Source organism: Undibacterium sp. RTI2.2, assembly GCF_035018705.1.
GTDB lineage: Bacteria > Pseudomonadota > Gammaproteobacteria > Burkholderiales > Burkholderiaceae_D > Undibacterium.
The window spans coordinates 20,500-45,664 of sequence record NZ_JASJXN010000037.1 but is presented as its reverse complement, the minus strand read 5'-3'; the positions used below and the strand labels follow the sequence as shown (position 1 = coordinate 45,664).

21 protein-coding genes are annotated in these 25,165 nt (G+C 46.6%); 8 read left to right on the top strand and 13 right to left on the bottom strand.

What is annotated here, in order from left to right:
* Nucleotides 1–389: 389 nt before the first annotated feature.
* Nucleotides 390–1,481: an HD-GYP domain-containing protein gene (locus QN395_RS17045; protein WP_322119774.1), complete on the top strand. Its 1,092-nt coding sequence runs from the start codon at nucleotides 390–392 to the stop codon at nucleotides 1,479–1,481.
* Between the two features lie 112 nt (nucleotides 1,482–1,593).
* Nucleotides 1,594–2,424: a response regulator gene (locus QN395_RS17040; protein ID WP_322119775.1), complete on the top strand. Its 831-nt coding sequence runs from the start codon at nucleotides 1,594–1,596 to the stop codon at nucleotides 2,422–2,424.
* 9 nt (nucleotides 2,425–2,433) lie between these two features.
* Here the strand turns inward: QN395_RS17040 and QN395_RS17035 are convergent, their stop codons facing one another.
* Nucleotides 2,434–2,889, bottom strand: a complete 456-nt coding sequence (locus QN395_RS17035) for an Lrp/AsnC family transcriptional regulator (RefSeq protein WP_322119776.1) — start codon at nucleotides 2,887–2,889, stop codon at nucleotides 2,434–2,436.
* Nucleotides 2,890–3,134: 245 nt separating this feature from the next.
* On the opposite strand from QN395_RS17035, the gene QN395_RS17030 reads away from it, so the two are divergent.
* The 3 genes from QN395_RS17030 to QN395_RS17020 all read left to right on the top strand — a co-directional run bounded on the left by QN395_RS17030 (nucleotide 3,135) and on the right by QN395_RS17020 (nucleotide 7,155).
* Nucleotides 3,135–4,199 (top strand): ornithine cyclodeaminase, encoded by a 1,065-nt coding sequence (locus QN395_RS17030; RefSeq protein WP_322119777.1) that lies wholly within the window; start codon nucleotides 3,135–3,137, stop codon nucleotides 4,197–4,199.
* Between the two features lie 126 nt (nucleotides 4,200–4,325).
* Nucleotides 4,326–5,237 carry an arginase gene (gene rocF / locus QN395_RS17025; protein WP_322119778.1) on the top strand — a complete coding sequence of 304 codons (912 nt, stop codon included), beginning with the start codon at nucleotides 4,326–4,328 and terminating at the stop codon, nucleotides 5,235–5,237.
* Nucleotides 5,238–5,586: 349 nt separating this feature from the next.
* A complete protein-coding gene (locus QN395_RS17020; protein ID WP_322119779.1) occupies nucleotides 5,587–7,155 on the top strand; it encodes a serine/threonine-protein kinase in 1,569 nt (522 codons plus the stop codon).
* A 374-nt stretch (nucleotides 7,156–7,529) separates the two neighbouring features.
* Here QN395_RS17020 and QN395_RS17015 read toward each other — a convergent pair whose 3' ends face one another.
* From QN395_RS17015 to QN395_RS17000, 4 genes are all read right to left on the bottom strand, one after another.
* Complete coding sequence (locus tag QN395_RS17015) at nucleotides 7,530–8,975, bottom strand: NAD(P)(+) transhydrogenase (Re/Si-specific) subunit beta (protein WP_322119780.1); 1,446 nt, start codon at nucleotides 8,973–8,975, stop codon at nucleotides 7,530–7,532.
* Nucleotides 8,975–9,298, bottom strand: a complete 324-nt coding sequence (locus QN395_RS17010; protein WP_322119781.1) for an NAD(P) transhydrogenase subunit alpha — start codon at nucleotides 9,296–9,298, stop codon at nucleotides 8,975–8,977. The genes QN395_RS17015 and QN395_RS17010 overlap by 1 nt, the downstream gene beginning before the upstream one ends.
* 94 nt (nucleotides 9,299–9,392) lie before the next feature.
* Nucleotides 9,393–9,755: an aspartate 1-decarboxylase gene (panD, locus tag QN395_RS17005; protein WP_322119782.1), complete on the bottom strand. Its 363-nt coding sequence runs from the start codon at nucleotides 9,753–9,755 to the stop codon at nucleotides 9,393–9,395.
* A 63-nt stretch (nucleotides 9,756–9,818) separates the two neighbouring features.
* Nucleotides 9,819–10,934, bottom strand: coding sequence for a Re/Si-specific NAD(P)(+) transhydrogenase subunit alpha (locus tag QN395_RS17000; protein ID WP_322119783.1), 1,116 nt, complete (start codon nucleotides 10,932–10,934; stop codon nucleotides 9,819–9,821).
* Nucleotides 10,935–11,401: 467 nt separating this feature from the next.
* On the opposite strand from QN395_RS17000, the gene QN395_RS16995 reads away from it, so the two are divergent.
* Nucleotides 11,402–11,902 carry an NUDIX hydrolase gene (locus QN395_RS16995; protein ID WP_322119784.1) on the top strand — a complete coding sequence of 167 codons (501 nt, stop codon included), beginning with the start codon at nucleotides 11,402–11,404 and terminating at the stop codon, nucleotides 11,900–11,902.
* 56 nt (nucleotides 11,903–11,958) lie between these two features.
* Entirely contained in the window at nucleotides 11,959–13,059 is a 1,101-nt protein-coding gene (gene mnmA / locus QN395_RS16990; protein ID WP_322119785.1) for a tRNA 2-thiouridine(34) synthase MnmA, read from the top strand.
* A gap of 367 nt (nucleotides 13,060–13,426) precedes the next feature.
* Here the strand turns inward: mnmA and QN395_RS16985 are convergent, their stop codons facing one another.
* A complete protein-coding gene (locus QN395_RS16985) occupies nucleotides 13,427–14,236 on the bottom strand; it encodes a substrate-binding periplasmic protein (RefSeq protein ID WP_322119786.1) in 810 nt (269 codons plus the stop codon).
* A 202-nt stretch (nucleotides 14,237–14,438) separates the two neighbouring features.
* Here QN395_RS16985 and QN395_RS16980 point away from each other — a divergent pair, with 202 nt between their 5' ends.
* A complete protein-coding gene (locus QN395_RS16980; protein WP_322119787.1) occupies nucleotides 14,439–16,691 on the top strand; it encodes a TonB-dependent receptor in 2,253 nt (750 codons plus the stop codon).
* Between the two features lie 307 nt (nucleotides 16,692–16,998).
* Here the strand turns inward: QN395_RS16980 and QN395_RS16975 are convergent, their stop codons facing one another.
* The 7 genes from QN395_RS16975 to QN395_RS16945 form a co-directional block, all read right to left on the bottom strand.
* A complete protein-coding gene (locus tag QN395_RS16975; RefSeq protein WP_416352061.1) occupies nucleotides 16,999–17,733 on the bottom strand; it encodes a methyl-accepting chemotaxis protein in 735 nt (244 codons plus the stop codon).
* 30 nt (nucleotides 17,734–17,763) lie between these two features.
* Nucleotides 17,764–18,714, bottom strand: coding sequence for a methyl-accepting chemotaxis protein (locus QN395_RS16970; protein WP_322119788.1), 951 nt, complete (start codon nucleotides 18,712–18,714; stop codon nucleotides 17,764–17,766).
* Nucleotides 18,715–19,249: 535 nt separating this feature from the next.
* On the bottom strand, nucleotides 19,250–20,191 hold the full coding sequence (locus tag QN395_RS16965) for a bestrophin family protein (RefSeq protein WP_322119789.1): 942 nt from the start codon (nucleotides 20,189–20,191) through the stop codon (nucleotides 19,250–19,252).
* 230 nt (nucleotides 20,192–20,421) lie between these two features.
* On the bottom strand, nucleotides 20,422–22,137 hold the full coding sequence (locus QN395_RS16960) for a methyl-accepting chemotaxis protein (RefSeq protein WP_322119790.1): 1,716 nt from the start codon (nucleotides 22,135–22,137) through the stop codon (nucleotides 20,422–20,424).
* Nucleotides 22,138–22,283: 146 nt separating this feature from the next.
* Nucleotides 22,284–23,048 carry a transporter gene (locus QN395_RS16955; RefSeq protein WP_322119791.1) on the bottom strand — a complete coding sequence of 255 codons (765 nt, stop codon included), beginning with the start codon at nucleotides 23,046–23,048 and terminating at the stop codon, nucleotides 22,284–22,286.
* Between the two features lie 236 nt (nucleotides 23,049–23,284).
* Nucleotides 23,285–24,691: a methyl-accepting chemotaxis protein gene (locus tag QN395_RS16950; RefSeq protein ID WP_322119792.1), complete on the bottom strand. Its 1,407-nt coding sequence runs from the start codon at nucleotides 24,689–24,691 to the stop codon at nucleotides 23,285–23,287.
* The gene (locus QN395_RS16945) at nucleotides 24,634–25,017 is read right to left on the bottom strand and encodes a hypothetical protein (RefSeq protein WP_323492432.1); all 384 of its coding nucleotides are present in this window, start codon (nucleotides 25,015–25,017) and stop codon (nucleotides 24,634–24,636) included. The genes QN395_RS16950 and QN395_RS16945 overlap by 58 nt, the downstream gene beginning before the upstream one ends.
* Nucleotides 25,018–25,165: the final 148 nt, after the last annotated feature.

Genomic DNA, 25,165 nt, shown 5'->3' with positions numbered 1-25,165 from the left:
TTGCTCTCCAAAATGATCCAGTCTGGACAGTGCATGAAATTATTTGCTGTTCATAGATGGTAGCGTTGGACGCTTACCTGACTCTTTTAAAAGCAATGGCGTTCAGCATGTTTTCTGCTACGATAATTAACAAAGGCGTTAGTGAGTAATCAGAATATAGCGACCAATGTTGATTAGCTTGTCACTCAAGTATGAGTAATGTTGCGTACGTCTCAAAATTAATATCGATGAAGACGCTAACATCTTCGATTTTTGCAAACATTTTTATGTGTTAAAAAAATCACTTTAGCTCAAGTAAAGCTAACTCGCTTGATCAATATCAATTTGACTGAGGTAAGTCCATATCTTCAAGACGTATCGCCGTTTCCGACATTGTTATAGGCCAACCGTTGCAATGGGACGTTTATGGTGGAGATGGTAGCTTATTACTTCGCAAGGGATTTGTAGTTTCTAATGTGAATCAGGTCTCGGCACTGATCGAGCGCGGCTTGTTTGCAGATGTGGAAAAATCTGATAAAGCGATACGTGATAAGAGGCAAGCAGAAAAACAAATAGAACTGCCCTCCGTCGTGCGGATGATTAATACATCTCGCACCGAACTACGCAGAATTTCTTACAACATAGCCAGCGAACCCAACGCACAAGAGCAATTTCTCGCGCTAGGAAAACAGGTCGCAACGGCTGTATCAATGAATCAAGAAGTGGCTCTCGGCTGTATCTTACTTAATCAAGACGATACCTATGCGACTAGGCATTGCGTTGATACAGCCGTAGTGGCTATCCTTGTTGCCCGAGCATTAAAAAAACCACCTGAAGAAATAATTAGGCTCACCGCGGCGGCATTAACTATGAACCTCAGCATGCTCAGACAGCAAGAAAAACTACAAGGAAAGAATGAGAGCCTGACACCTGAAGAACAAGATTTTATCCAACAACATCCCGAAGCTACGGTAAGACAATTGCGCAGCGCGGGCATTAATGACGAGGACTGGCTCTACTGGATTTTATATCATCATGAAAATGAAGATGGCAGTGGCTATCCTGGGAAAAAATCGGCCAATGATATTCCCCTTAATGCAAAAATCATTTCGATCGCTGATAGATATGGTGCCAGGGTATTTTCCCGCAGCTATCGCAAATCTTTACTACCAAATGCTGCTTTGCGCGATATTCTGATAGAAGGTAAAGGCAAAATTGATATAGCGCTAGTAACGGCTTTCATACGTGAGCTTGGTACCTATCCAATTGGCACTTTCGTGCGATTGGAAAATGGAGAAATCGGAGTAGTTACTGGCCGAGGGAGTAGCACAACAACGCCTTATGTGCATGCATTAATTGGGCCTCGCGGTGCTCCCCTATCCGTTCCTGGGAGGCGGGACACTCAACATAGTTTGCAATCGATCAGAGAAGTGCTACACCGTGACCAGGTTCCGATTCGATTTACTATGCGCCATCTATGGGGCGATATTGCAAGTATGTAATTTTTGGAAAACTACTCAGATAACGCGTTTGCTATATGCTGACCACGCCAATTAATATCACCACTGCCATGTCAAATATGATGTGCGCTTAACTTTATTGCGATCATCTGCTATGAACGATTATTCCTGCACCACTGAAAACTCAAGCGACACCTACCGCTTAGACGATACAAATATAGAAGCTCACAGTAGTCTGATTTACGTGTTTGGTGCTGATAAAGAGGCCTCTCAGCAATTAACACTATCCTTAGCTATTTATAACCACGAGGTCATTGACTTTAGCGACTTGGACGAATTACGCGCGGCGGTGCTCATTCGTACTCCACATGCTTTAGTACTCGATATTGATTCGAACAAAGGACAGGAATCCAAGCTAGCTTTTGCAAACTCTGCTCTGACCTCATTCCCTGTAATCTACATCTCCGGCAAAGATAACTTTACCGAGCGTCTCGCAGCCGTCAGAGAAGGCGCTGTTGGATACTTCATCAAACCTCTGGATATTGAGGCATTGAGTACAAGATTAGACGAAAAAATTGCAAAAAATGAGGTTATGGCATATCGGATTCTTGTCGTTGATGATGATGAAATCCTAGCTGAATACTACGAAGCCGTATTGAGCAGTGCTGGGATGCACGTGAAGTCAATTTATGATCCATCGTCAATACTCGATGCAATCAAAAAGTTCAAACCTGAGTTGATTATCACAGATCTGAACATGCCAACGTGTACAGGCATAGAGATGTCAAAAATCATCCGTCAGAACAATCGTTTTGTAGACATACCAATTGTATTTCTATCCTCAGAAACCGAGCGTGAGAAGCAAATAAGTGCTATTGCGACCGGTGCCGATGATTTTTTAAACAAACCAATTAATCCTGAAGATCTGATTTCCGCGGTAGCCAACCGCGCAGAGCGCTATCGAAGCCTACGAAATAGGCATTAAGAAATTGCCTTAAGCAATCGGCAAGCTACTGACTGGCTTAATCTCTTCCATACAAATCATGGAGCGCAAAGATGCAACGCCCGGTACTTGCATCAATCTGTCGGTTAAAAACTGCGACAGGCTTTTCAGGTCTGGGGCGACGACTTTCAAAATGTAATCAAAATCGCCCGTAATCGTATGGCATTCAATAATGTCAGGGAAGGCCATGATATTGCGCTCGACCTCACGCACATTGCGAAACTGCTCCCTGTCCAGCGACAAACTCACAAACGCGATCACACCCAAACCGATTGCCTCAGCAGAAACCTGGGCGACATAACCGCGAATCACGCGTTTTTCCTCTAATGCCCGTACCCGTCGCAGGGTCTGCGGGGCGGATAAATGGATGTTCTCTGCCAACTGCAAATTGCTCATCCGGCCATCGTCCTGCAGATGTTTCAAAATACTGCGATCATAGTTATCCACGCCATCTCCTAAAATTTAAATATTTTATGTATTTAGTATATTACGAAATATAAATGCCGAATTGAGACTTAATAGAAATTATATTTCATTAATAGCGTTTTATTTATCGCATTTAGAAATCTAATTTCCAGCCGAAACCGCTACAATTTATAGCAGAACAAAAGCAATATCGGCGCCATTGGCGGCAAACATTTCAGCAATATTCAATACCAATTAGCAAGACCAAAAAATCAACGGAGATCACCATGGTTACCTTCATCGGTACACAGGAAATGCAAACCCATTTGAAAAAAGTCAGTGTAGAAGACGCGATTGCGCGTTTAGCTGACATGATCAAGGAGGACTATTTACGCTGGAGCCAGTTTGACAAATGCGCCCGCGTCGCCAGCCACTCAGATGTAGGCGTTATTGAATTAATGCCGATTTCCGACGGCAAGCAATATTCATTTAAATACGTGAATGGTCATCCAAAAAATACTCAAGAGGGTTTGCTAACAGTTACCGCTTTTGGTTTGCTAGCCGATGTCGATACTGGTTATCCTAAGTTGTTGTCCGAATTAACATTGACTACCGCGATCCGTACAGCGGCGACCTCGGTATTAGCAGCCAAATACATGGCGCGCCCAGTCAGCCGCAGCATGGCCTTGATCGGTAATGGCGCACAAAGCGAATTCCAAGCGATCGCTTTCCATTGCATCTTGGGCATACAGGAATTGCGTGTCTACGACGTAGACCCGGCAGCGACTGACAAACTCATCAACAATCTGCGCGCCTATCCTAATTTGCGTATCATTCGGGCTGCATCGACAGCAGAAGCAGTCAAAGGCGCAGACATCATTACTACCGTGACCGCAGACAAAACCAATGCATTGATTTTACTGCCGGAAATGATCAGCGAAGGCACTCACATTAATGCCGTTGGCGGCGATTGCCCGGGCAAGACTGAATTACATGGTGATATTTTGAAAAACGCCAACGTCGTCGTGGAGTACGAACCTCAATCCCGCATCGAAGGTGAGCTGCAACAAATGCCAGCTGATTTCGCGGTAACCGAGTTGTGGCAGATTCTGGAAGGCCAGATTGCTGGTCGCCATAATGAAAAGCAAGTGACTGTATTTGACTCTGTCGGTTTTGCGTTAGAAGATTTTTCTGCCATGCGTTACCTAGAAAAATATGTGGTGCAAAAGGACACGCGGATTTTGGATTTAATCCCAGAACTGCTGAACCCAAAAGACTTGTTCGGGATGGCTGTGACACCAGTTGCACAACAGCGCGCCATGGCAGAAAATGTCGTGTCGATCAGTGCCTAAGTTAGTGCTTAAGTCAGTGCCTGATATCAGTCATTACCGCTGATCAGGTCTTGCTGAAGTACATGGCAGATGCACTAAATACGATTCACTAATTTATATTAAATCAAACCACTCAAACTCAAACGAATGAAAACTATTTCCTTAATTGGTGCTCCGACAGATGTCGGAGCAAGCGTCAAAGGTGCTGGCATGGGGCCAGACGCGCTGCGCGTTGCAGGCTTGGTAGAAGCGTTGGAGGCGCGCCAATTAAAGGTAATTGATCACGGCAATTTGCATGGGCCAGCCAATCCCTGGCAGGCACCAGTCAACGGATTACGTCATTTGAAAGAAGCGATTGACTGGAATCAGGCAGTCTATGACGCAGTCAGCCAAGCATTGACTGATGGTCAGATGCCCATGATGTTGGGCGGTGATCATTGCCTTGCCATCGGCTCCATCAGTGCGATTGCCAATCATTGCAAAAAGAATGGAAAAAAATTACGGGTATTGTGGTTTGATGCCCATGCCGACAGCAATCTCTCTACCATCAGCCCAACAGGAAATATCCACGGCATGCCAGTCGCATGCCTGATGGGGCATGGCCCAGAATCGCTGACGCACTATGCAGATCACTCACCAGCAATGAGTCCTGACGAAATCCGCTTAATCGGTATCCGTAGCGTTGATGCAGGTGAGAAAAAATTCATTCACGAGATGGGCATGCAAGTGTTTGACATGCGCTATATCGATGAGCATGGCATGCGCAGCGTGATGAAAAGTGCGCTGGAAGGATTGGATGACAACACGCATTTGCACGTCAGTTTCGACATGGATTGCTTAGATCCAGATATCGCCCCAGGCGTAGGAACAGCCGTATTAGGCGGCCCGACTTACCGCGAAGCCCAGCTCTGTATGGAAATGATCGCAGACAGCGGTCGCCTCGCGTCACTCGATTTAGTAGAACTCAATCCGGCACTCGATATCCGCAATCAAACTGCAGTTCTGGCGGTAGATTTGATTGAGAGTTTGTTTGGCAAATCGACTTTAGTACGAATGTAGTCTGTGTGTAATTAGCTAAGTAAAACCTTGAGATTAGCGGTGAAGTCCTAAAATTAATAGAAAACCTTTATAAAGAAGCAAAATACAGAAGCCACACAAAACATCGTGTGGCTTCTGTATTTTATAAACGAACGCAAGTAGATTTTGGGCTTGTGCAAAATTGTCGCGGCAAAGCGTAACCACGACCATAGTAATTTACTACCTTAATATCTCAGTTTCTAAGATACGACGCTGCAACGCAGCTGGGTCGGTTTTGCGTAAGTCCTGAGAATTATTATTTGCGCCACAGAAACACTGCATAAATCGTCTGGCGTGTAGAAACAAAGATGTTTTGGCGTTATGCTTCGTCATGACCGACGATATCCCCGCCCTACCCCTGACAAATCCGACCTTTGTGCCCAACCGACCTATAGGACGTTATGTATATATTAATGAGATAGGACGAGGCTCGGTTACCGTTACCGCACTGTTTCATGACCCGCTGATAGAGCGTCAAGTTGTGATCAAAACTCTTCATTCGCATTTGTCTGACGATCAACGACAATTATTCGAAAAACAGTGGATTCAAGAAGCAGGCCGATTAAATCACCCAAATATCGTAACAGTCTATGATGCTGACAAATCGAATGATGTCCTCTATTTCGTGATGGAATATTTAGAGGGCAATGCATTAAGCGATTTATTCAATAGCGGGCATCAATTTACCTACAAACAAATCGCGGAACTAATCGCGCGCGTTGCAACTGCCTTGGATTATGCACATGAGCAAGATGTTATACATCGAGGCATCAAGCCAGCCAGTATTTTTATCACTGAGAATTTAATACCAAAATTAATTGATTTTGGGATGTCTAATTCTCCGGATCAGTCATCACAAACTGGCATCAGCGAAGAACTGCCTAAGCATCAGGATAGTGATCTTAATAGTGACATCAGTTACGCCAATAGCGTTATTAATGCCGACACTCGCAACACCAACAATACCAATAATGCCTTTAATATCAGCGGTGATCTAAGTGACAATACTGCTGAACAGTTAAGCAATGACTTGGTAAGCGTCGAGACTCATCCGTCGAGCCCGCAATTTGCGGCAATCAATTATCAGTCGCCAGAACAAATTAAAGGCAAGGCAGTTGATGCGCGAACCGATATTTTTTCATTGGGTGTGGTGCTATACCAGTTACTTTGTGGCGAGCTACCATTTAAAGGTGAAGATAACAAGCAATTGCGAAAAGCAATTACGCGTTCCCCGGCTATTCCGCCCCAAGAGATTCGCTCGGATGTACCGCTCCGGCTGGCTCGTATTGCTGCTAGAGCACTGGCTAAAAAACCGGCTGATCGCTATGCGCGGGCGTCAGATTTGGCAGGTGATTTAAATCGGTATTTATATCGAGAAAAAGCCAAGCGCATAATCGCAGAACAACATAACACAACGCTTGGCACAACATTTACCGTGGTGAATAATGCGGATCAGGAAAGACAAAAAAATAAAAAAAAGCGCAGTACTATTCAACTACTCGTCGTTACCACCGTTGTCTTAATCGCTGGTATTACCAGCTTGGTGATGATCGTCCCTGTACCACCCAGATCAGCAACACTTGAAAAAAATGACGGAAATAATTCTAAACTAGCTGTCCAAACGGCACCCTCGAGACCGGTTGCGCTGAGTGAATCGGTAAATCGTGATACCGAGGAAATCATTAATATGCCATCGACAACGCAAAAGATAAAGCGGTTACCAGACAATAAAAAATCAGACTCTGCAGCAAGTAAAGTCCCACCAAAAATCAAAATATCAAGCAAGACGGCAAGTGCCGCCGCCGTTCCTGCTGCTGTTCCTGCTGCTGTTCCTGCTGCTGTTCCTGCTGCTGTTCCTGATGTTGTTCCTACAGTCTTGTCGCCAACAGAAAAGCGCTAGTTTGTACTAAAAAATATCTTCCTCTTAATTTTGAAAACAATTCAAATTGATGCGGTGATTTGAACCCAGATTTTCCATTGGAACAGCGACAAGTGTGCCTTTGGCGAACTGACTGGCTAGACGCGACGACGACGCAAGCTGCATCTTGCTAGGAGGAGCAACAACGCCAGGCAGTTCGCCAAAGGTGCAATTGTCGCTGTAGCGCTCGCACTCAAATCGCGGTCGTGCTATCTCGCTGAACACCGCATGTCCTCTGCGTTTTTTGCGAAGTAGTAGCGGTCTAATGGAAAATCTGGGTTTAATAGATGCAAACAAAAAGCCACATCAATCATTATGTGGCTTTTTGTATTATCGATTGCATCGATTCAATCTAATTACTCGATTGCCTTGACCATATCTTCAATCACTTTCTTCGCATCGCCAAACACCATCATCGTCTTATCCATGTAAAACAATTCATTGTCCAGACCGGCATAACCCGATGCCATTGAACGCTTATTCACGATGACTGTTTTAGCTTTATAGGCTTCCAGAATTGGCATTCCGGCGATCGGTGATTTAGGGTCTTTGGCCGCTGGATTAACAACGTCATTTGCCCCTAAGACCAATACCACATCGGCCTGACTGAATTCATTATTGATGTCTTCCATCTCAAACACTTGGTCATAAGGCACTTCGGCTTCTGCCAGTAATACGTTCATATGTCCTGGCATACGACCAGCTACAGGATGAATCGCGTATTTGACAGAAATACCTTTATGCGTGAGCTTCTCGGTCAGCTCTTTTAATGAATGCTGAGCACGGGCAACTGCTAAACCATAACCTGGCACAATGATCACTGTCTCTGCATTACCTAGCAGAAAAGCGACGTCATCAGCAGAGCCGGATTTCACATTACGTTGCGCCTGGCCGCCAACCGCAGCCTCGGTCGGTGCACCACCAAAGCCGCCTAACAGCACATTGAAGAAAGAGCGGTTCATCGCTTTACACATAATGTAAGACAAGATCGCACCGGAAGATCCGACCAGCGAACCAGCAATAATCAGCATCGAGTTATTGAGTGAAAAACCAATACCCGCCGCTGCCCAGCCAGAATAGCTATTCAGCATAGACACCACAACTGGCATGTCCGCGCCACCGATAGGGATGATGATCAACACACCCAAAATAAAAGCAATCGCTGTCATCAAAACAAAGGGAATCCAAGCAGGCGCAGTGCCCGGTGCGAAGCAAAAAATCAAACCTAGACCGACCATAAAAATTGCCAGTATCAGGTTTAGAAAGTGTTGCCCCTGAAAGCTGACAGGTGCGCCTTGAAACAGACGGAATTTATATTTACCAGACAATTTACCAAACGCAATCACAGAACCCGAGAAGGTAATTGCACCGACAAAAGTACCGATAAATAATTCCAGACGATTACCGAAAGGGATCGCATCATAGCGTGCCGTGATATTAAAAATCCAGGGCTCGGCAACTACAGATACGGCAATACACACTGCTGCAAGACCGATCAATGAATGCATCGCTGCTACCAGCTCTGGCATCTTGGTCATCTCTACTCGCTTAGCCAGCGTGGCGCCAATACCGCCGCCGACGACGACACCGAATATCACCAATCCATAGCCAAGACCCGAGCCAGCGGCTTCATTTTTCAGCTTTACGATCAAAGCAATCGTCGTCACTACCGCGATTGCCATACCAATCATGCCGAAGCTGTTACCGCGTCTTGCAGTCGATGGATGCGACAAACCTTTAAGCGCCTGAATAAAGCATACCGAGGCGATCAGGTACAACATCGTGACCAGATTCATACTCATTATTTGTGCTCCTTAGCTGCATCAGGAGTCACTTTAGGCTCTTTTTTCTTGAACATTTCCAGCATGCGCTGGGTAACTAAAAATCCACCAAACACATTGACCGCGGCAAGGGCAACCGCGACCGTGCCCATGACCTGGGCTAATAGACCTTCCGTCAAACCTGCTGCCAACATGGCACCGACGATGATAATGGCTGAGATTGCATTCGTGACTGCCATCAAAGGCGTATGCAAAGCAGGCGTAACTGTCCAGACCACGTGGTAACCGACATAAATTGCCAGTACAAAAATGATCAGGTTGGTAAGGGTGTGACTAACTTCCATGATGTCCTCTCTTCTTTATTTAGGGTGAGACATGCAAAGCAAACTGTCGAAAAAAACTTGATATGGTTAATACCGTCTTATTTAAATAACTTTCTTAATACGCCTTAAGACTGGTAATTTGATTCTTCCCGTCGACAAAAATCACTTTCGGTTTAAAGCTACTGGATTCCTCGTCCGTCATCGGTGCATAGGTACAGATAATCATCAAGTCGCCCAGTTGTACCCGACGCGCTGCTGCGCCATTCAAGGAGATTTCGCCGCTACCACGTTTGCCTTTAATCACATATGTGGAGAACCGTTCACCATTGTTGACGTTGTAGAGTTCTATCTGTTCGTGCTCTTTGATATCAGCAGCGTCGAGCAGATTTTCATCGATGCCACACGAACCTTCGTAGTGGAGATCGCACTGGGTCACAGATGCGCGATGAATTTTGGCGCGGAGCATGTTTCTTTGCATTGTCATTCTTCTTTCAATTACATTGACTAAAAATCCTGGCTACTAGCTCAGGATTATTTATCCTTATTTCCTTAAAACTTCACCGCCAGCGCACATCAGCGTAGCGACCACAATCTCGTCTTCTTTATTAATCGCTAAAGCAGCGTCTTTATCGATAATCAATTTCAGAAAATCCAATACGTTGCGCGCATACAAAGCAGACGCATCAGCAGCCACCAACGTTGCCAGATTCGGCTCGCCAATAATATGCACGCCGTATTTCGTCACTGTCTTATTTAATTCTGATAAAGGACAATTGCCGCCCTGCTCTACTGCCATATCCACAATCACTGAACCAGGCTTCATCGCCTTGACAGTTTCTTCTGAAATCAGCGTCGGTGCTTTACGTCCTGGGATCAGTGCCGTGGTGATGATGATGTCCGCTTGTTTGGCGCGTTCGTGCACCAGAGCCGCCTGTCGCTCCATCCAAGACGCTGGCATAGGACGAGCATAGCCGCCAACACCTTTGGCGATTTCTCGCTCTTCATCGGTCTCGTATGGGACGTCGATAAACTTAGCGCCCAGCGATTCGACTTGCTCTTTCACTGGCGGACGTACATCCGACGCTTCAATCACAGCGCCCAAACGCTTGGCTGTTGCAATCGCTTGCAAACCGGCTACGCCCACGCCCATGATCAAAACCCGGGCAGCTTTGACCGTGCCTGCAGCGGTCATTAACATCGGCATAAAGCGCTGATATGTATTTGCCGCCAGCATTACTGCTTTATAGCCGGCAATATTTGCCTGGGATGACAATACGTCCAGAGACTGCGCACGGGTGATACGTGGTGCAGCTTCGAGCGCGAATGCGGAAATACCATGCGCTGCCATGGCGGCAATGTTCTCTGCATCAAATGGATTGAGCATGCCAACTAGCGTCGTGCCCGATTTGATCAATGCACGCTCATCTGCATCTGGTGCTCTGACTTTTAACACCAGCTCTGCACCAAATGTCTCAGACGCAGTGCCGATTTGCGCACCTGCTGCCTGATACGCCTCATCAGTAATACTGGCGGCGATACCGGCGCCAGATTGCACGATGACCTGATGTTTTGCAGCTACATATTTTTTGATGGTCTCTGGGGTCGCCGCTACACGCGTCTCACCCGGCCGTGATTCGGCGGGGATGCCGATTCTCATAGGTTACTCCTTGATTTGCTTGTTTTAAATTCTGACCGGGCACACGCTGATGAAACGATGGCGCCAATTTGCTACTTAAGAAAACTCCTCAAGAAAGCTGGAAGCATCGTCAGCGCCGTCACCCGAATTTAGTATTCTTTCGTATTCGACAACGATCTTACACGCAAAATGTTGTGTGGCATTACCGTTCTTTTTTTGTCTTTTCGCTAAAAATGCTGCTTGTGGCTGCACCATTGCCGTGCAAATTGCGTCCGATACACTAGCATGAAAAACCACGCGCTATAAGCCTTTGCGGGAGAATCGCACAAAATAAATTGACTACTCCTGATGAAAATCGGGTTCAAATTTAAGCAAAATCAGACTGCTATAGACAAAATTCGTATTAGCTAATTCACCTTCAGATTTGCTGGTTTGCCACACAATATCTGATCGCAAAGTAAAATAGCGAACTTATAGAAAGAGGCGCTATGTCTACAGTCTGGAAACCCTCGGTCACCGTTGCGGCCGTTATCACTCGCCAACACGACCAACATCTGCAATTTTTAATGATCGAAGAAGAGACTGACGACGGCGTGCGGATCAACCAGCCTGCCGGTCATCTTGATCCTGACGAAACGCTGCAACAGGCAGTCACTCGCGAAACGCTGGAAGAAACCGCGCACGATTTCACACCCACGGCGCTGATCGGATCTTATCTGTCACGCTATGTGTCGCCCGTCACTGGTGAGCAAGTTACCTACCTGCGATTTGCCTTTAGTGGTGAGTTAGGGCAAGTACATCAGCGTGAACTCGATCACGGTATTTTGCGTACCGTGTGGATGACACATGCTGAGCTGTTGACATCACAAGAGCGTCACCGCAGTCCCCTGGTGTTGCAATGCGTCAATGACTATCTGGCAGGCCAAAGTGCACCGTTGTCGCTACTGTTTACGCATCCGTCTGCATTGGTGACAAGTCCAGTCAAGTAAAAAAAGTAAGCGCAGCACAAAGTAAGTAAGGTCAGGAAAAAGAGAGAACAACAAGTATGGCAAAGAAACGCGTAGTAATTGGTATGTCTGGCGGTGTAGATTCATCGGTGTCCGCTTGGCTGCTCAAACAGCAAGGCTACGAAGTCATCGGTCTGTTTATGAAAAACTGGGAAGACGATGACGACTCCGAATACTGCTCCACCCGCGAGGATTGGATTGATGCCGTCAGCGTCGCCGATGTCGTAGGTGTGGATATTGAAGCAGTCAACTTTGCGGTCGAATACAAAGACCGCGTCTTTGCAGAATTTTTGCGTGAATACCAGGCTGGTCGCACACCCAACCCAGACGTGCTCTGCAATGCCGAGATCAAATTCAAAGCCTTTCTCGATCACGCCATGAAGCTGGGGGCAGATTACATCGCCACCGGCCATTACGCCCGCGTGCGTGAGGTGAATGGTGAATTTCAATTACTCAAAGCACTCGATGCCAGCAAAGATCAAAGCTATTTTTTACACCGCCTGAATCAAGCGCAATTGTGCAAGACCCTGTTCCCGCTGGGCGAAATTCAAAAGACCGAAGTCCGCAAAATCGCAGAACAAATCCAGCTGCCCAATGCAAAGAAAAAAGATTCCACCGGCATCTGTTTTATCGGTGAACGGCCTTTCCGCGAATTTTTAAACCGCTATTTGTCTTATCAACCAGGCGATATGAAAACACCTGAAGGCGAGCTTGTCGGCAAACACGTCGGTCTGAGTTTTTATACCTTGGGACAACGCAAAGGCATCGGCATCGGCGGCATCAAGTCACATCAAAATGCGGATGGCAGTAGCGACGCCTGGTATGTCGCAAAGAAAGATATCGTTGCCAATACTTTGTACGTCGTTCAGGGTCATGATCACCCATGGCTGTTATCGTCGGCGTTAGAGGCAGGACAAAATAGCTGGATCGCCGGACATGCACCGGCGCAAACTCAGCTGTCGGCAAAAACCCGTTATCGTCAGGCCGATATTGCCTGCACGCTGCAAGCGGACAGCGATCGTTTTGCCTTGCATTTTGATGTGGCGCAATGGGCAGTCACGCCGGGACAATCCGCCGTGCTATACGACGGCGACGTTTGTCTGGGCGGCGGGATTATTAGCGGTGCGACGGCGGGGTAATCCAATATCAACTGGGATTTTTCGATTACCCCTAAAATCAATGCACAGAACAACTAGTTTTAGTTGGCAACAGATTCAAGAAAAAATATACTCCCCCTGATTTTTTGAAAAATAGCCTTATTACCCAATGCTTATATGGACAATTAAAAATACTATCAGGGAGTATAATTGGACTTGCGCAAAAAACAAAACTCCTCACCACAGAGGCACAGAGGAAGAACAAAGACAGAGAAAGGCAGGATTTCGCTGGTCTCCTAATTTTCTGTGTGCGTCTGTGCCTTTGTGTCTCTGTGGTGAGAGGTCTTGATGTTTGATGTTAAGCCATCGTGACTATTAACAGCCACGCAACGCGCCGTAGCAATGATAACTATTTATCCGGTTCGACAAAAGGCAAGGCTCCCAAGTGCTTGGCTCGCCTTAATGCAGTATTGATTTTATCGATGATGCCATCGTCTTTTTCCGCCAGAATGGCAAAATGAATATAGTCAATCGTCAGCGGTTTGCTAAGCACTTTAAACGTGATACCTGCTGGCATCGGTGTATCAGCCGCCACCTCTGTCATGGTCGAGTTGATCAGCGCTTCCACCTTAGCGGGATCGGAACTAGGATGATCGATCAGCATGACATCCGTTCTTTTCGTTAATAATTTTTTTAAACGCGAAGGTACCGAAACAAGACTTTCATCGGTGCTGACCAGCTTATTTTTATAACTATCAAATTCTTCGCCGTAGCTAGCGCCGCGTACAATACCAACTGATTTGTTTTTTAAGTCAGCAATATTCGCATACGGAAAAGTCATATCACTTCGAGTCACAATCCAGATGTGGTGGCTAAACGCAACATCGGAAAAGCGCAAAGTCTGCATGCGTTCCTTTGTTTTCGACAATCCAAAGGCCAAACCATCTCCCTCGGCCAGTCTTTGCAATAATCGCTTCCAGGGATAATGATAGGGATCGAAGCTGATGTTTAAATCTTGTTCTACATATTTAAGTATGCTGTTATAAGCATCGTTGATGAACATCTCTGCGTAATTTTCAGCATAAGTCTCACCTAACAGAATGACAACTTTGCGCTTCTCGGTAGTTGCTACACTCCACGCCATAGGTGGCAGCGAGAGTAAGGCCAACGTGAGTAATTTTCTTCTCACATCACAGTGCAAACTAAACGAGTTACCCATATCCACCTTTCACCTAGATATCCATTATGTAAACCGGATCTAAACTTGAGCCATTGGTTTGGTGCTATTCGCACCCTTTAAAAGTCATTTTAAGTTTATATCAAAATCATTCAAAGCTACCTGTATCACTACTTTCTTTTGACACTAGTACACACTTTTTAGCTATAGTGCCGCATCTCTCGTCAATCCTATTTGTCTGCGCATGTCTTCTATATTTTCGTTCGTTACCTCTAAGCTCACTGTGTCTACACCGACTACGCCCAAGTTTACTATTTCTAGTCTGACGCTTTGCGCGCTGACGTCCTCGGCAATTGTTGCCGCTCAGGCGGCTGAAAATACGGTCACTCCGTCAGTCGGCAAAGACCAGGCACAAAGTGTCGAGGTGCGCGGCGTCAGCATCGTATTGGATGAACGCAAACAGGCAACCGCCAGCAAAGCCATCATCAATCAAGAAGACATCGCCCGCTACGGCGACAGCAACCTGAGTGATGTTTTAAAACGGGTGCCGGGCCTGGGCTTTAGCAGTACTGGCGCGCTACAAATGCGCGGCTTAGGCAATGGCTACACCCAAATTTTGCTCAATGGCGAGCCAACGCCGCAAGGTTTTCTGGTGGACAGCATTGCGCCGGATTTGATTGAACGAATCGAAGTTTTGCGCAGCGCGACAGCGGAATACAGCACGCAGGCGATTGCGGGGACGATTAATATCATCCTGAAAAACAATGTCAAAAAGCCGCAGCATGATCTGAAGATTGGCGTTGCTGATACTGGCAGTAAGAGCAATGGCAAAATCTCACCGAACATCTCATTGCAAATCGCCGATCGTAATGGCCCTCTGGCATACACCATCGCCGGCGCGCTGCAACGTCAACAGCGAATTACACCCTCGACCCAGGATGAGGTCGGTACCGATCAAAACGGCAACATCAATTTACTACGACATGCCCAGCTAGAAGAACGTTTTACGAAAGATGAATTGACCTTTGCACCAAGGCTGATCTGGACGTTTTCTGACGACGACACACTCACATCACAAAGCTTTTTGACCAGCAGCCGCATCAACAATGTCAAAGATCGGCATGAGACCAGCGTACTCAATACGCTATCCGATTTCCCCAATAACGTCGGCAGTTGGGATGCTTATACCAATGCCTTACGCAGCGATCTGAACTGGCGACGCAAGTTATCGGATAGCGCCAAGATAGAAATGACCTTAGGCGTTAACCTGAGCCACCGCCATACCTATTTTAATTTTGATGGCATGTCCTTAGCGCAGACTTTGTTAGAACGGCATCAGGTGGTGTCAGGCGTTAACGACCAGACTGCGACTTTCAGCGGCAAATACACCGCACCCTACATCGATAAACATGCCTTGGTGCTGGGCTGGGATGGCAGCCTGATACGCCGCGACGAAAACCGGATTGAACATATCAGCGACGGGCTAGGCAATGACGCTGCCGATAGTAACGAAGCCTACCAATCCAAGGTCAAACGACTTGCCTTGTTTGCGCAAGATGAATGGGATATCAGTAATCAACTCAGTGCTTCACTGGGCTTGCGCTGGGAAGGTTTGCAAACGACCACTGATGGCAATGTGTTGAGTCCAGTGCACAACCAATCCAGCGTCTTAAGCCCGCTATTGCAAAGCGTATGGAAGCTCGATGGCGACCCCACTAATCCTAAGCAAACACAGCAATTCAGGCTGGCACTCACGCGTACGTATAAAGCGCCGACCACCACTAATCTGATTCCACGTCGCTACACCGTCGACAATAATAACAGCGCGGTCAATCCAGACAACCAAGGCAATCCGCAACTACGCCCAGAACTGGCATGGGGACTGGATGCGACGTTTGAACAGTATTTTGGGCAAGGCGGTTTGTTCAGTGCCAACGTGTTTGTACGCAAGATTGATGATGTGATTCTGGACAAAGTATCGCAACAAAATGGCGTCTGGACCAGCATCCCCACCAATAGCGGCAAAGCACAAGTGCATGGCATAGAACTGGAACTTAAATTACCACTGCAAAGTGTGATGAGCAAGGCGCCCGCGATTGAACTGCGCGCCAATGTAAACCGCAACTGGTCTAGCGTTGATCAAATTCCCGGTCCAGACAATCGGCTAGATCAGCAAACCCCGCTCAGCGCCAATCTGGCAATGGATTACAAGTGGGATCAGCAACTCACCTTAGGTGGTAATCTGGGCTATCAACGTGGCGGCCACATCCGTACCTCGCAAACCCTGAGCGGCTTTACGGGCAACTTGCGCACGCTGGATTATTATGCGGTCTGGAGTCTGGCAAAACAGACGCAGCTACGACTCTCGCTGACCAACTTATTCCCGCAAAACAAACTCGATGTCGAAAACTATCAGGACAGCCAAAGCGGACGCCAGTTATCGACGACAACCTCCGGCTTGAGCAGCGTGAAGCTGACTTTAGAACAGGCGTTTTAGTTAGCTCCGGCTTTATCTGCATCGGATTCGAAGACTGAGAGCGATGACAGGATCAGGACTTACGCAAAATTGTTCCTGCAAAGCGTGGCGATCGGGATAGTAATTTAGGGGCTACACCGAGGCTGCGGCAGTTTTGGCCAGTCCTACAGATCAACAAGGGAAAATATAGATGGATGTCACTTCGTTCACTACACATCAATCTACATACTCCCCATTATTTTTTTAAAAACCAGCTAATTGTCCAAATATTATATGGATAATTAAAATATACTTACCTGCAGTATATTTCATCGCTCTACGGCTTTCCTTAAAACTCTTCCCATTCATCGGCTCTGCTAGCAGATGCCGTGGTCTGCTCGGTCACCTTGTTTGCTGCTAATGCCCGGCGTTTGTATGCGGTTGCCGATTTTGGGGCCTGAGCTGCTGCGGCACGTACGACCGCTTTGGAGGCCGCTGGTTTGCTGTAGCTTGCTGTGTTTTGACTGCCGACGCTGTTGATCTTGAAGACACTGACGACTTGGGTCAGCTTCGTCGCTTGCTCTTGCATCGAGGCAGAAGCAGCGGCGGCTTGTTCGACCAGTGCGGCGTTTTGTTGGGTGGTTTCGTCTATCTGTGCAATAGCGATGTTAATCTGATCGATTCCGGCAGTTTGTTCTTGGGTGGCGGCGCTGATTTCGTTCACGACGTCGCTGACCCGCTGGACGCTTTGTACAATTTCTTGAATAGTGAGTCCGGCCTGATCGACGAGTTTGGTACCGGTGTCGACTTTTTCTACGGAGTTACCTATCAGTGTCTTGATCTCTTTGGCAGCGGACGCGCTGCGCTGCGCGAGATTGCGTACTTCGGAGGCCACGACGGCAAAGCCACGTCCTTGTTCACCGGCTCTGGCCGCTTCGACTGCGGCGTTGAGCGCGAGGATGTTGGTTTGAAATGCGATGCCGTCAATGACGCCGATGATGTCGACAATTTTTTTGGAGGAGTCGTTGATCTCGCTCATTGTCTGAATCACCTGGGAGACGACATTGCCGCCTTTGGTCGCCACTTCAGAGGCCGATACCGCGAGCTGGTTTGCCTAGCGGGCATTGTCGGCATTTTGTTTGACGGTGCTGGTGAGCTCTTCCATGGCGGAGGCGGTCTCTTCCAGTGAGCTGGCTTGTTCTTCAGTGCGGGAGGAAAGATCGAGATTGCCAGTAGCGATTTCAGTGGAGGCGGCAGTGATCTGCTCTGTTCCGGTACGGACTTCGCCGACGATATTTTTTAGGCTGTCGCTCATGGCTTTGAGTGCGCGCAAGAGTCTACCTGTTTCATCATTCGAGGTAACGATGATGTCTCTGGTTAAATCTCCTGCTGCGACGGTTTCTGAAATTTCGATTGCCTCATTAAGAGAGCCGACAATTTTTCTTGTGATAAAAACTCCTAAAGTGATCACCACAAGGACCGTCAGCAGGGCAATTGTCAATGCCATCATGTTGGCATGTTTTAGCGCGGCAGCGCCATCGTCAGCACCTTTTTTTCCTAGATCAGCGTTATATTTTGCATGCTCTTCAAGAGCAATATCCATACTTTTTACCACGCCCGTCACACTCTTAAAAAGTACGTCCAGAGCCTCGTCGGCTTTATCTTGTTTCATCAATCCGATCACTTGCTCTTGCATCACGCCGAACGCTTTAAAAGCAATGCGATCATTTTCTAACAAAGCTTTGTCTTTATCGTCAGATAAGTCTTGCTTCTCATACAGGTTAAACATCTCTGTGATTTTTTTATACCGGTCGATCATGCCGATTTCTAAATCACGCCGTTTATTAGGATCTTTTGCCGTGACATATCGATAGGTCATCACCCGCAATTTAGTAATAGTCACAGCCGCATTATTTAAATCTGTCAGGCTAGGCACGGTATTTACATTGGCGTAATTAGCCGCTTCATAGACCTTATTAATTTGGATGACGCCCAAACCTGCGATTGCTGCCAATCCGAGAAATGCCATACCTATCAACAGGTACAATCTTTGTGCAATTGTCATTTTATGTTCTCCTCCGTCGTTATCCGGTACTTCAACCAAAATTGAACCGCATGAACGTTGTTACATTTTGATTCAACCTTTTGGAATAATCGTTGATTTCAAATACTATTTGTTGCCACATGTCAATCTTTTTGCAATTTTTTACAAATAAATCTACAATATTTGCGTCGAAACTAACTCTTCAGAACAGGGATTAGAGATGGCGTTAACAAATTACACCAAACCGTAATCGGGACGATTAAACCACTAGGAAGTATTAACGGCCACGTCGGGCTTGAACAGAATGCGACTGAGTTGTTAAAGAGATTTTCACAAGTCCAGCTATTGAATAAAAATAAGAGATATGAATTGACGCAGCATGGTTCTAAGCAGCGAATGAATATACTCCCCATTATTTTTCAAAAATATGGCTGATTGTCCAGATATTATATGGACGTCTTAAATATACTTATAGCCAGTATATTTAAGACAGATACGCATCTGGAGAGTAGTTAACCATCTCAGAAATGCAACAAATAGCAGAGAGGATATGGGTCTATGTCAGACAATAATTCACTACTGGCATAGGTTTTGGAAGGTACTCGTCTTGCAGCGAAGCGCGTAAATCTATCTCAATGGCACGGCAAATACTATCGAGCGGCAAGTCATTCGATTGCAGGCCAAAAGGCTCCTCAATCTCATCACCAAGTACATCCAAACCGAAGAAAGTGTAGGCAACGATCCCGACTACAAATGGCGTCATAAATCCGATCGAATCCACCAATCCAAATGGCAAGAGAAAGCAATAAATATAAGCTGTCCGGTGCAGTAGCAAGGTGTAAGAAAACGGAATCGGCGTATTTCTGATGCGCTCACATGCAGCCGCTGCACCACTCATCGCACTCAACGTCGCATCAATCGATACCGCCAGACAAGCATCAATCCGAGATTCTTTTAGACACTGGCGCAAATCCATTCCCATTTTTTGCATCAAAAAATCGGGCTTATTATGAGCTGTGCTGAGCGCCAGCCATTCAGATTTTTGCAGTAAAGGCTGGATATCTTGCGACATCGGCAAATCCCTAAGTAAGTCTCTGAGCGCATGGCTAAACGCGATCGCGCGATAAATCATCCTTACACGGATATCGTCAAAACCCGCCCTCGCCAAAGCTGGCTCGGGATAATCAATCAAACTCAGACATTGCCGGGAAAAATTTCGGCTACGCAGAACCAGCTCGCCCCACAGTTTTCGTCCCTCCCAAAATCGGTCATACGCCGCGTTATTTCTAAAGCCCAAAAATATCGCCAGCGGCAAACCAATTAAGGTAAATGGGATCGTCGTCAACGTGATTTTGAGTTTAAATAAATCACCGTGCGATAAGGTCACCAAGGTGGCAACCAAAATATTGACGATCAGTGCGGGTAAGATGCGAGGCAAGATCGAACCACGCAGTAACAGAAACAGCCTAAGGCCGGATGGTCGATCTCGAATAATCACGTGTCGTCCACAATATCGATTTGAAGACACTCATTATTGCACTGACTCAGGACCACTACTGAACTTCTGCTTGGATTATTTGCAATTCAACCGAGATCTCGCTCCATTGAACTTGAATATGGCAGGCAGTATTGTCTCTGACCAGATCAAAACCAAAACTGGCTTGTGCAAATCCAAACACTGCACTCAACAGCGCTTTGATTCACACATTCTTTCTGCTTCGAATTACATTAAAACTCTTCCCATTCATCCGCTCTCTTAGCAGATGTAGTGTTCTGCTCTGTGACCTTTTTTGCTGCTAGCGCCGGACGTTTGTATACGGTCACAGGTTTCGATGTCTGCGCTGCTGCGGCAGATACGACCGGTTTAGATGCCACTGATTTGCCGTAGCTTCCTGTGTTTTGACCGCCGATGGTGTTGATCTTGAAGACGCTCACGACTTGTAAAAGATTCTGCGCCTGATCTTGCATAGACGCCGCGGCTGCGGCGGCTTGCTCTACTAATGCGGCGTTTTGTTGTGTGGTCTCATCAATCTCGGTAATGGCAATATTGATCTGATCAATGCCAGCGGTTTGCTCTTGGGTGGCGGCGCTGATTTCGCTCACGACGTCGCTCACACGCTTGACGCTCTCTACGATTTCTTGAATAGTTTTACCGGCTTGATCCACCAGTTTAGAGCCTGCCTCGACTTTTTCTACAGAGTTGTCAATCAGAGATTTAATCTCTTTGGCGGCAGAGGCGCTGCGCTGTGCGAGATTGCGTACTTCTGACGCTACTACCGCAAATCCACGACCTTGCTCGCCTGCTCTGGCAGCTTCTACCGCTGCGTTGAGTGCCAGAATATTGGTTTGGAAAGCGATGCTGTCTATCACGCCGATGATGTCGACGATTTTTTTAGAAGAGTCGTTAATGTCGCTCATGGTGTGGATGACTTGCGACACCACATTGCCACCTTTGATCGCCACCTCGGAGGCGGATACGGCGAGCTGGTTTGCCTGACGTGCGTTGTCGGCATTTTGTTTGACGGTGCTGGTCAACTCCTCCATTGAGGAGGCAGTTTCTTCTAATGAGCCGGCTTGCTGTTCTGTGCGGGAGGACAGATCGAGGTTGCCAGTCGCAATTTCGGTCGAGGCAGCGGTAATCATGTCAGTGCCGGTGCGTACCTCGCCGACGATATTTTTTAAACTGTCGCTCATATCTTTAAGCGCCTGTAGCAGTTGCCCGGCTTCGTCCTTAGAGGTCACTTTGATGTCGGTCGTAAGATCACCGGCGGCGACAGTTTCTGAAATTTTGATCGCCTCGCTGAGGGAACTAATAATTCTTTTTGTAATCAGCAAACCCATGACGGCAATCCCAATAATTGCAAATAATGAGATGGCAGTAGATACCATGTTGGCAGTTTTTAACGTTGCAGCACCTTCTTCCGCTACGGTTTTACCCAAATCCATATTAAATTTAGTGTGCGCACTTAAACTCTCATTGAGTTTCTTTGAAATTGTACCGAGGTTCAACACTAATAGATCTCTTCCCTCATCACTTTTTCCTATTTTTGCCATCTCTAGCACTTTTTCACGCAAGGCGTTGTAGTCTTTAAACGCAACACGATCTGCATCTAACATGGCTTTTTCTTCTTTACTAGAGATGTATTCTTTCTCGTATGCAGCAAACGTCTCCATCACTTTGGCATAAGTCACTTTCATTTCTTTTTCTACTGCGTCCCGCTGGGAGGCGTCACTCAGCGCCAGGTATTGCCACAACAGCAAGCGCAGCTGCGCTATGTCACCGCTGGCAATACCTATGCTACTGATACTCGGTATGGTATCGACATTGGCATAATTGGTTGCGGTATAGACTTTATTCATCTGGTATATGCCAAAACCAGCCAGTCCCGCCAAACCTAAGAACGCAGAAAAAATCAATAGATATAAACGTTGCGCAATCGTCATTTTATTTTTTCCTTTAGTAGTGAACTATTAGCTAAATCGATTTAGCGGCATTGGGAATTACTGATGCTAGGCTTACTAAAGAGTAATCTCCATGACATTATCTTTATTTAAAACCAAGTAAGAGATTTGGTAAGACTTACACAAAATCACCACAATTTTGCCAGCGGCATAACCAATCCGGTGAATAAAGACAAATCTGGTGATGCCTTATTCAAGCCTTTGGCAAAACCAAAATCAATCGTCAGTTTATTACTCGGGCTGTAGGTTAATGCAGCCAAAGCTTGGGCAGTGTCGTCGGTGCCGCGTCTGCGTGTGCCGCTGAGTTCTGCCGTGATACCCCATTTTTCAGTGACGGCTAGTGATGCGGATGTTGAAATACCTGTTTGCGTTCTGGCAGTACCGGGATCGACCAAGCCCAAACGCGTAAAATTAAGGTTGGCATCTATATGCAGTTTGCCGATGTCTTTACTGTAAATCCCATTCACGCTGTAATCTGTTTTGCCACTACCGATCGTATTTTTAGCGGTGGGGACTTTGACGCCAAACTCCAGTCCAAATGCGGTATCGTCATTCATCAAGAAGGCACGCTTTAATACCAGCGTGGTATCACCCAAGCTGCGCTCACGGTTGCCCTGATCATCCGATGATGAAACTATGGCCTCACCGCCGATCAACACCCCCCATTGCGGATTAAACGCCAGCTTTAATTGGTAAGGCAAACTATCTCGTCTGGTCCCATCTTGCCTGGTGCTAAGCAGACCCAATTCCAGTTCTAATTGTCCTGGAAACGGTAATTGTGCTGGACTCGATACCGAGGGACGGTACGGCGTAACCTCACCATCATCAGCGTAAGCATAGACGCAACAACTGAGCAGAGCGAGCAGACAGATGGGGAGATGAGTAGGTCGCATTCTTATATTCCGATCTAGATGGGGAGATAAATGGTTTCAAGATCCAATTACAATAAACATATAGGACTGACGTAAAATTATCCCAGCAACACGCATTGACGATTACCCTATTTAGCATCTAAGTTACCGAGATAACTTACGGTGACTCGGTGCCGTAACGCTTTGGGTCGGTTTTGCGTAAGTCCTGCATAAACATCGAACTGGGAAAAATTTAAAAATCTGTCACAAAAGACGAATTAAAACTCTTCCCACTCATCGACCTTGGCATCAGACGTCGTTTTCTGCCCATTGATTTTTGTGATACCCAACACAGGGCGGTTAATAAAAGTTGCTACTTTGGGCTTCTGTGCTTTGGCAGGATGTACTACCGGTTTGACTACGGCTGCTTTTGTTGTAGTGCCTGCGCTGTAGCTGCCAACTATGTTTTTTGCACTATTGACACTATTGATCTTAAAGACGCTGACGACTTGGGTCAGGTTAGTCGCTTGCTCTTGCATCGAGGCGGCAGCAGCAGCAGCTTGTTCGACCAGCGCGGCGTTTTGTTGGGTGGTTTCGTCTATCTGTGTAATAGCGATATTAATTTGATCGATTCCGGCAGTTTGTTCTTGGGTCGCGGCGCTGATTTCGCTCACCACGTCGCTAACCCGTTTGACGCTTTGTACGATTTCTTGAATCGTCAGGCCAGCCTGATCAACCAGTTTGGTACCGGTATCGACTTTCTCGACAGAGGTATCAATCAGTGTCTTGATCTCTTTGGCGGCGGAGGCGCTGCGCTGTGCGAGATTGCGTACCTCTGAGGCGACGACGGCAAAGCCGCGCCCTTGTTCACCGGCTCTGGCGGCTTCTACTGCAGCATTGAGTGCGAGGATGTTAGTTTGGAAAGCAATGCTGTCTATCACACCGATGATGTCGACAATTTTTTTGGAGGAGTCGTTAATCTCGCTCATGGTCTGAATCACTTGGGAGACGACATTACCGCCTTTGGTCGCCACTTCAGAAGCCGATACGGCGAGCTGGTTGGCCTGGCGGGCATTGTCCGCATTTTGTTTGACAGTGCTGGTGAGCTCTTCCATGGAGGAGGCGGTTTCTTCCAGTGAGCTGGCTTGCTCTTCTGTGCGGGAGGATAGATCCAGGTTGCCAGTGGCGATTTCAGTCGAGGCGGCGGTGATCTGGTCTGTTCCGGTGCGTACCTCGCCGACGATATTTTTTAAACTATCGCTCATATTTTTCAGCGCTTGCAGCAGTTTGCCCATCTCGTCATTGGAAGTGATTTTGATGTCGGTTGTTAAATCTCCTGCTGCAACTGCTTCTGAAATATTGATCGCCTCGTGGATCGCGTTCACGATCACTTTAGTGACCCACACGCCCAGACCTGTCACCACAATAATTGCCAAAAGAGAAATCACGAGAGAAAAATTAAAAGCATTTTTGCGAGCGACGACAGCACTATTTGCTCTCTCGTTTCCAAGAGATTCGTTAAATTTTGCATGCTCGTTAAGATTACTGGTTACCTTATTAGCCACGTCCGCGTTACCGAGTAACTCTACTTGCGCTTCTTCCCCTTTGCCGCTCTGAGCCATGGAAATTAAGTTATCGCGCAAACTACCATATGCTTTAAATGCTTGACGGTCTGCATCCAGCAAAGCCTTATCTTTTTCATTGGAAACGGATTCCTTCTCGTATTTATCAAAAGATTGATTGATTTCGATATCTTCATCTTTGATTTTTTTTCTAATGCATTTCTCTTTTCTACATCCGTCTGCTGAAGGTACTGCCAGACTTGTACACGCATCAAAAGTGCAGTTTTAGCTATGTCATTTAACCCAATAATACTAGCGACAGTTTTAACATTTCCGTAATTGGCGGCGTCAAACACTTTGTCCATCTGGGCAAAGCCAAAAACTGTCAGCGTAGCGAGTCCCACAAAAGCAGAAAAAATTAACAAATATAAGCGTTGCGCGATCGTCATTTTATTTTTCCTTTAATGATGGCTTAGTTATTAGATGGCTTAGTTATTAAAACCGAAGTGAATTCGTCCTGCTACCGTCTCTGAATAAACTACTAGAATCCAGATTAAGTGTAAAACTAAATGTGCGTCGTCCAAGGAGTCAACCAAA

Bases quoted from the DNA above. Each gene is read 5' to 3' on its own strand.
- QN395_RS17040 (WP_322119775.1), top strand. From the start codon at position 1,594: ATGAACGATTATTCCTGCACCACTGAAAACTCAAGCGACACCTACCGC.
- QN395_RS17030 (WP_322119777.1), top strand. From the start codon at position 3,135: ATGGTTACCTTCATCGGTACACAGGAAATGCAAACCCATTTGAAAAAA.
- rocF (WP_322119778.1), top strand. From the start codon at position 4,326: ATGAAAACTATTTCCTTAATTGGTGCTCCGACAGATGTCGGAGCAAGC.
- QN395_RS17020 (WP_322119779.1), top strand. From the start codon at position 5,587: ATGACCGACGATATCCCCGCCCTACCCCTGACAAATCCGACCTTTGTG.
- QN395_RS17015 (WP_322119780.1), bottom strand. From the start codon at position 8,975: ATGAGTATGAATCTGGTCACGATGTTGTACCTGATCGCCTCGGTATGC.
- QN395_RS17010 (WP_322119781.1), bottom strand. From the start codon at position 9,298: ATGGAAGTTAGTCACACCCTTACCAACCTGATCATTTTTGTACTGGCA.
- panD (WP_322119782.1), bottom strand. From the start codon at position 9,755: ATGCAAAGAAACATGCTCCGCGCCAAAATTCATCGCGCATCTGTGACC.
- QN395_RS17000 (WP_322119783.1), bottom strand. From the start codon at position 10,934: ATGAGAATCGGCATCCCCGCCGAATCACGGCCGGGTGAGACGCGTGTA.
- QN395_RS16995 (WP_322119784.1), top strand. From the start codon at position 11,402: ATGTCTACAGTCTGGAAACCCTCGGTCACCGTTGCGGCCGTTATCACT.
- mnmA (WP_322119785.1), top strand. From the start codon at position 11,959: ATGGCAAAGAAACGCGTAGTAATTGGTATGTCTGGCGGTGTAGATTCA.
- QN395_RS16985 (WP_322119786.1), bottom strand. From the start codon at position 14,236: ATGGGTAACTCGTTTAGTTTGCACTGTGATGTGAGAAGAAAATTACTC.
- QN395_RS16980 (WP_322119787.1), top strand. From the start codon at position 14,439: ATGTCTTCTATATTTTCGTTCGTTACCTCTAAGCTCACTGTGTCTACA.
- QN395_RS16970 (WP_322119788.1), bottom strand. From the start codon at position 18,714: ATGACAATTGCACAAAGATTGTACCTGTTGATAGGTATGGCATTTCTC.
- QN395_RS16960 (WP_322119790.1), bottom strand. From the start codon at position 22,137: ATGACGATTGCGCAACGTTTATATCTATTGATTTTTTCTGCGTTCTTA.
- QN395_RS16955 (WP_322119791.1), bottom strand. From the start codon at position 23,048: ATGCGACCTACTCATCTCCCCATCTGTCTGCTCGCTCTGCTCAGTTGT.
- QN395_RS16945 (WP_323492432.1), bottom strand. From the start codon at position 25,017: ATGACGATCGCGCAACGCTTATATTTGTTAATTTTTTCTGCTTTTGTG.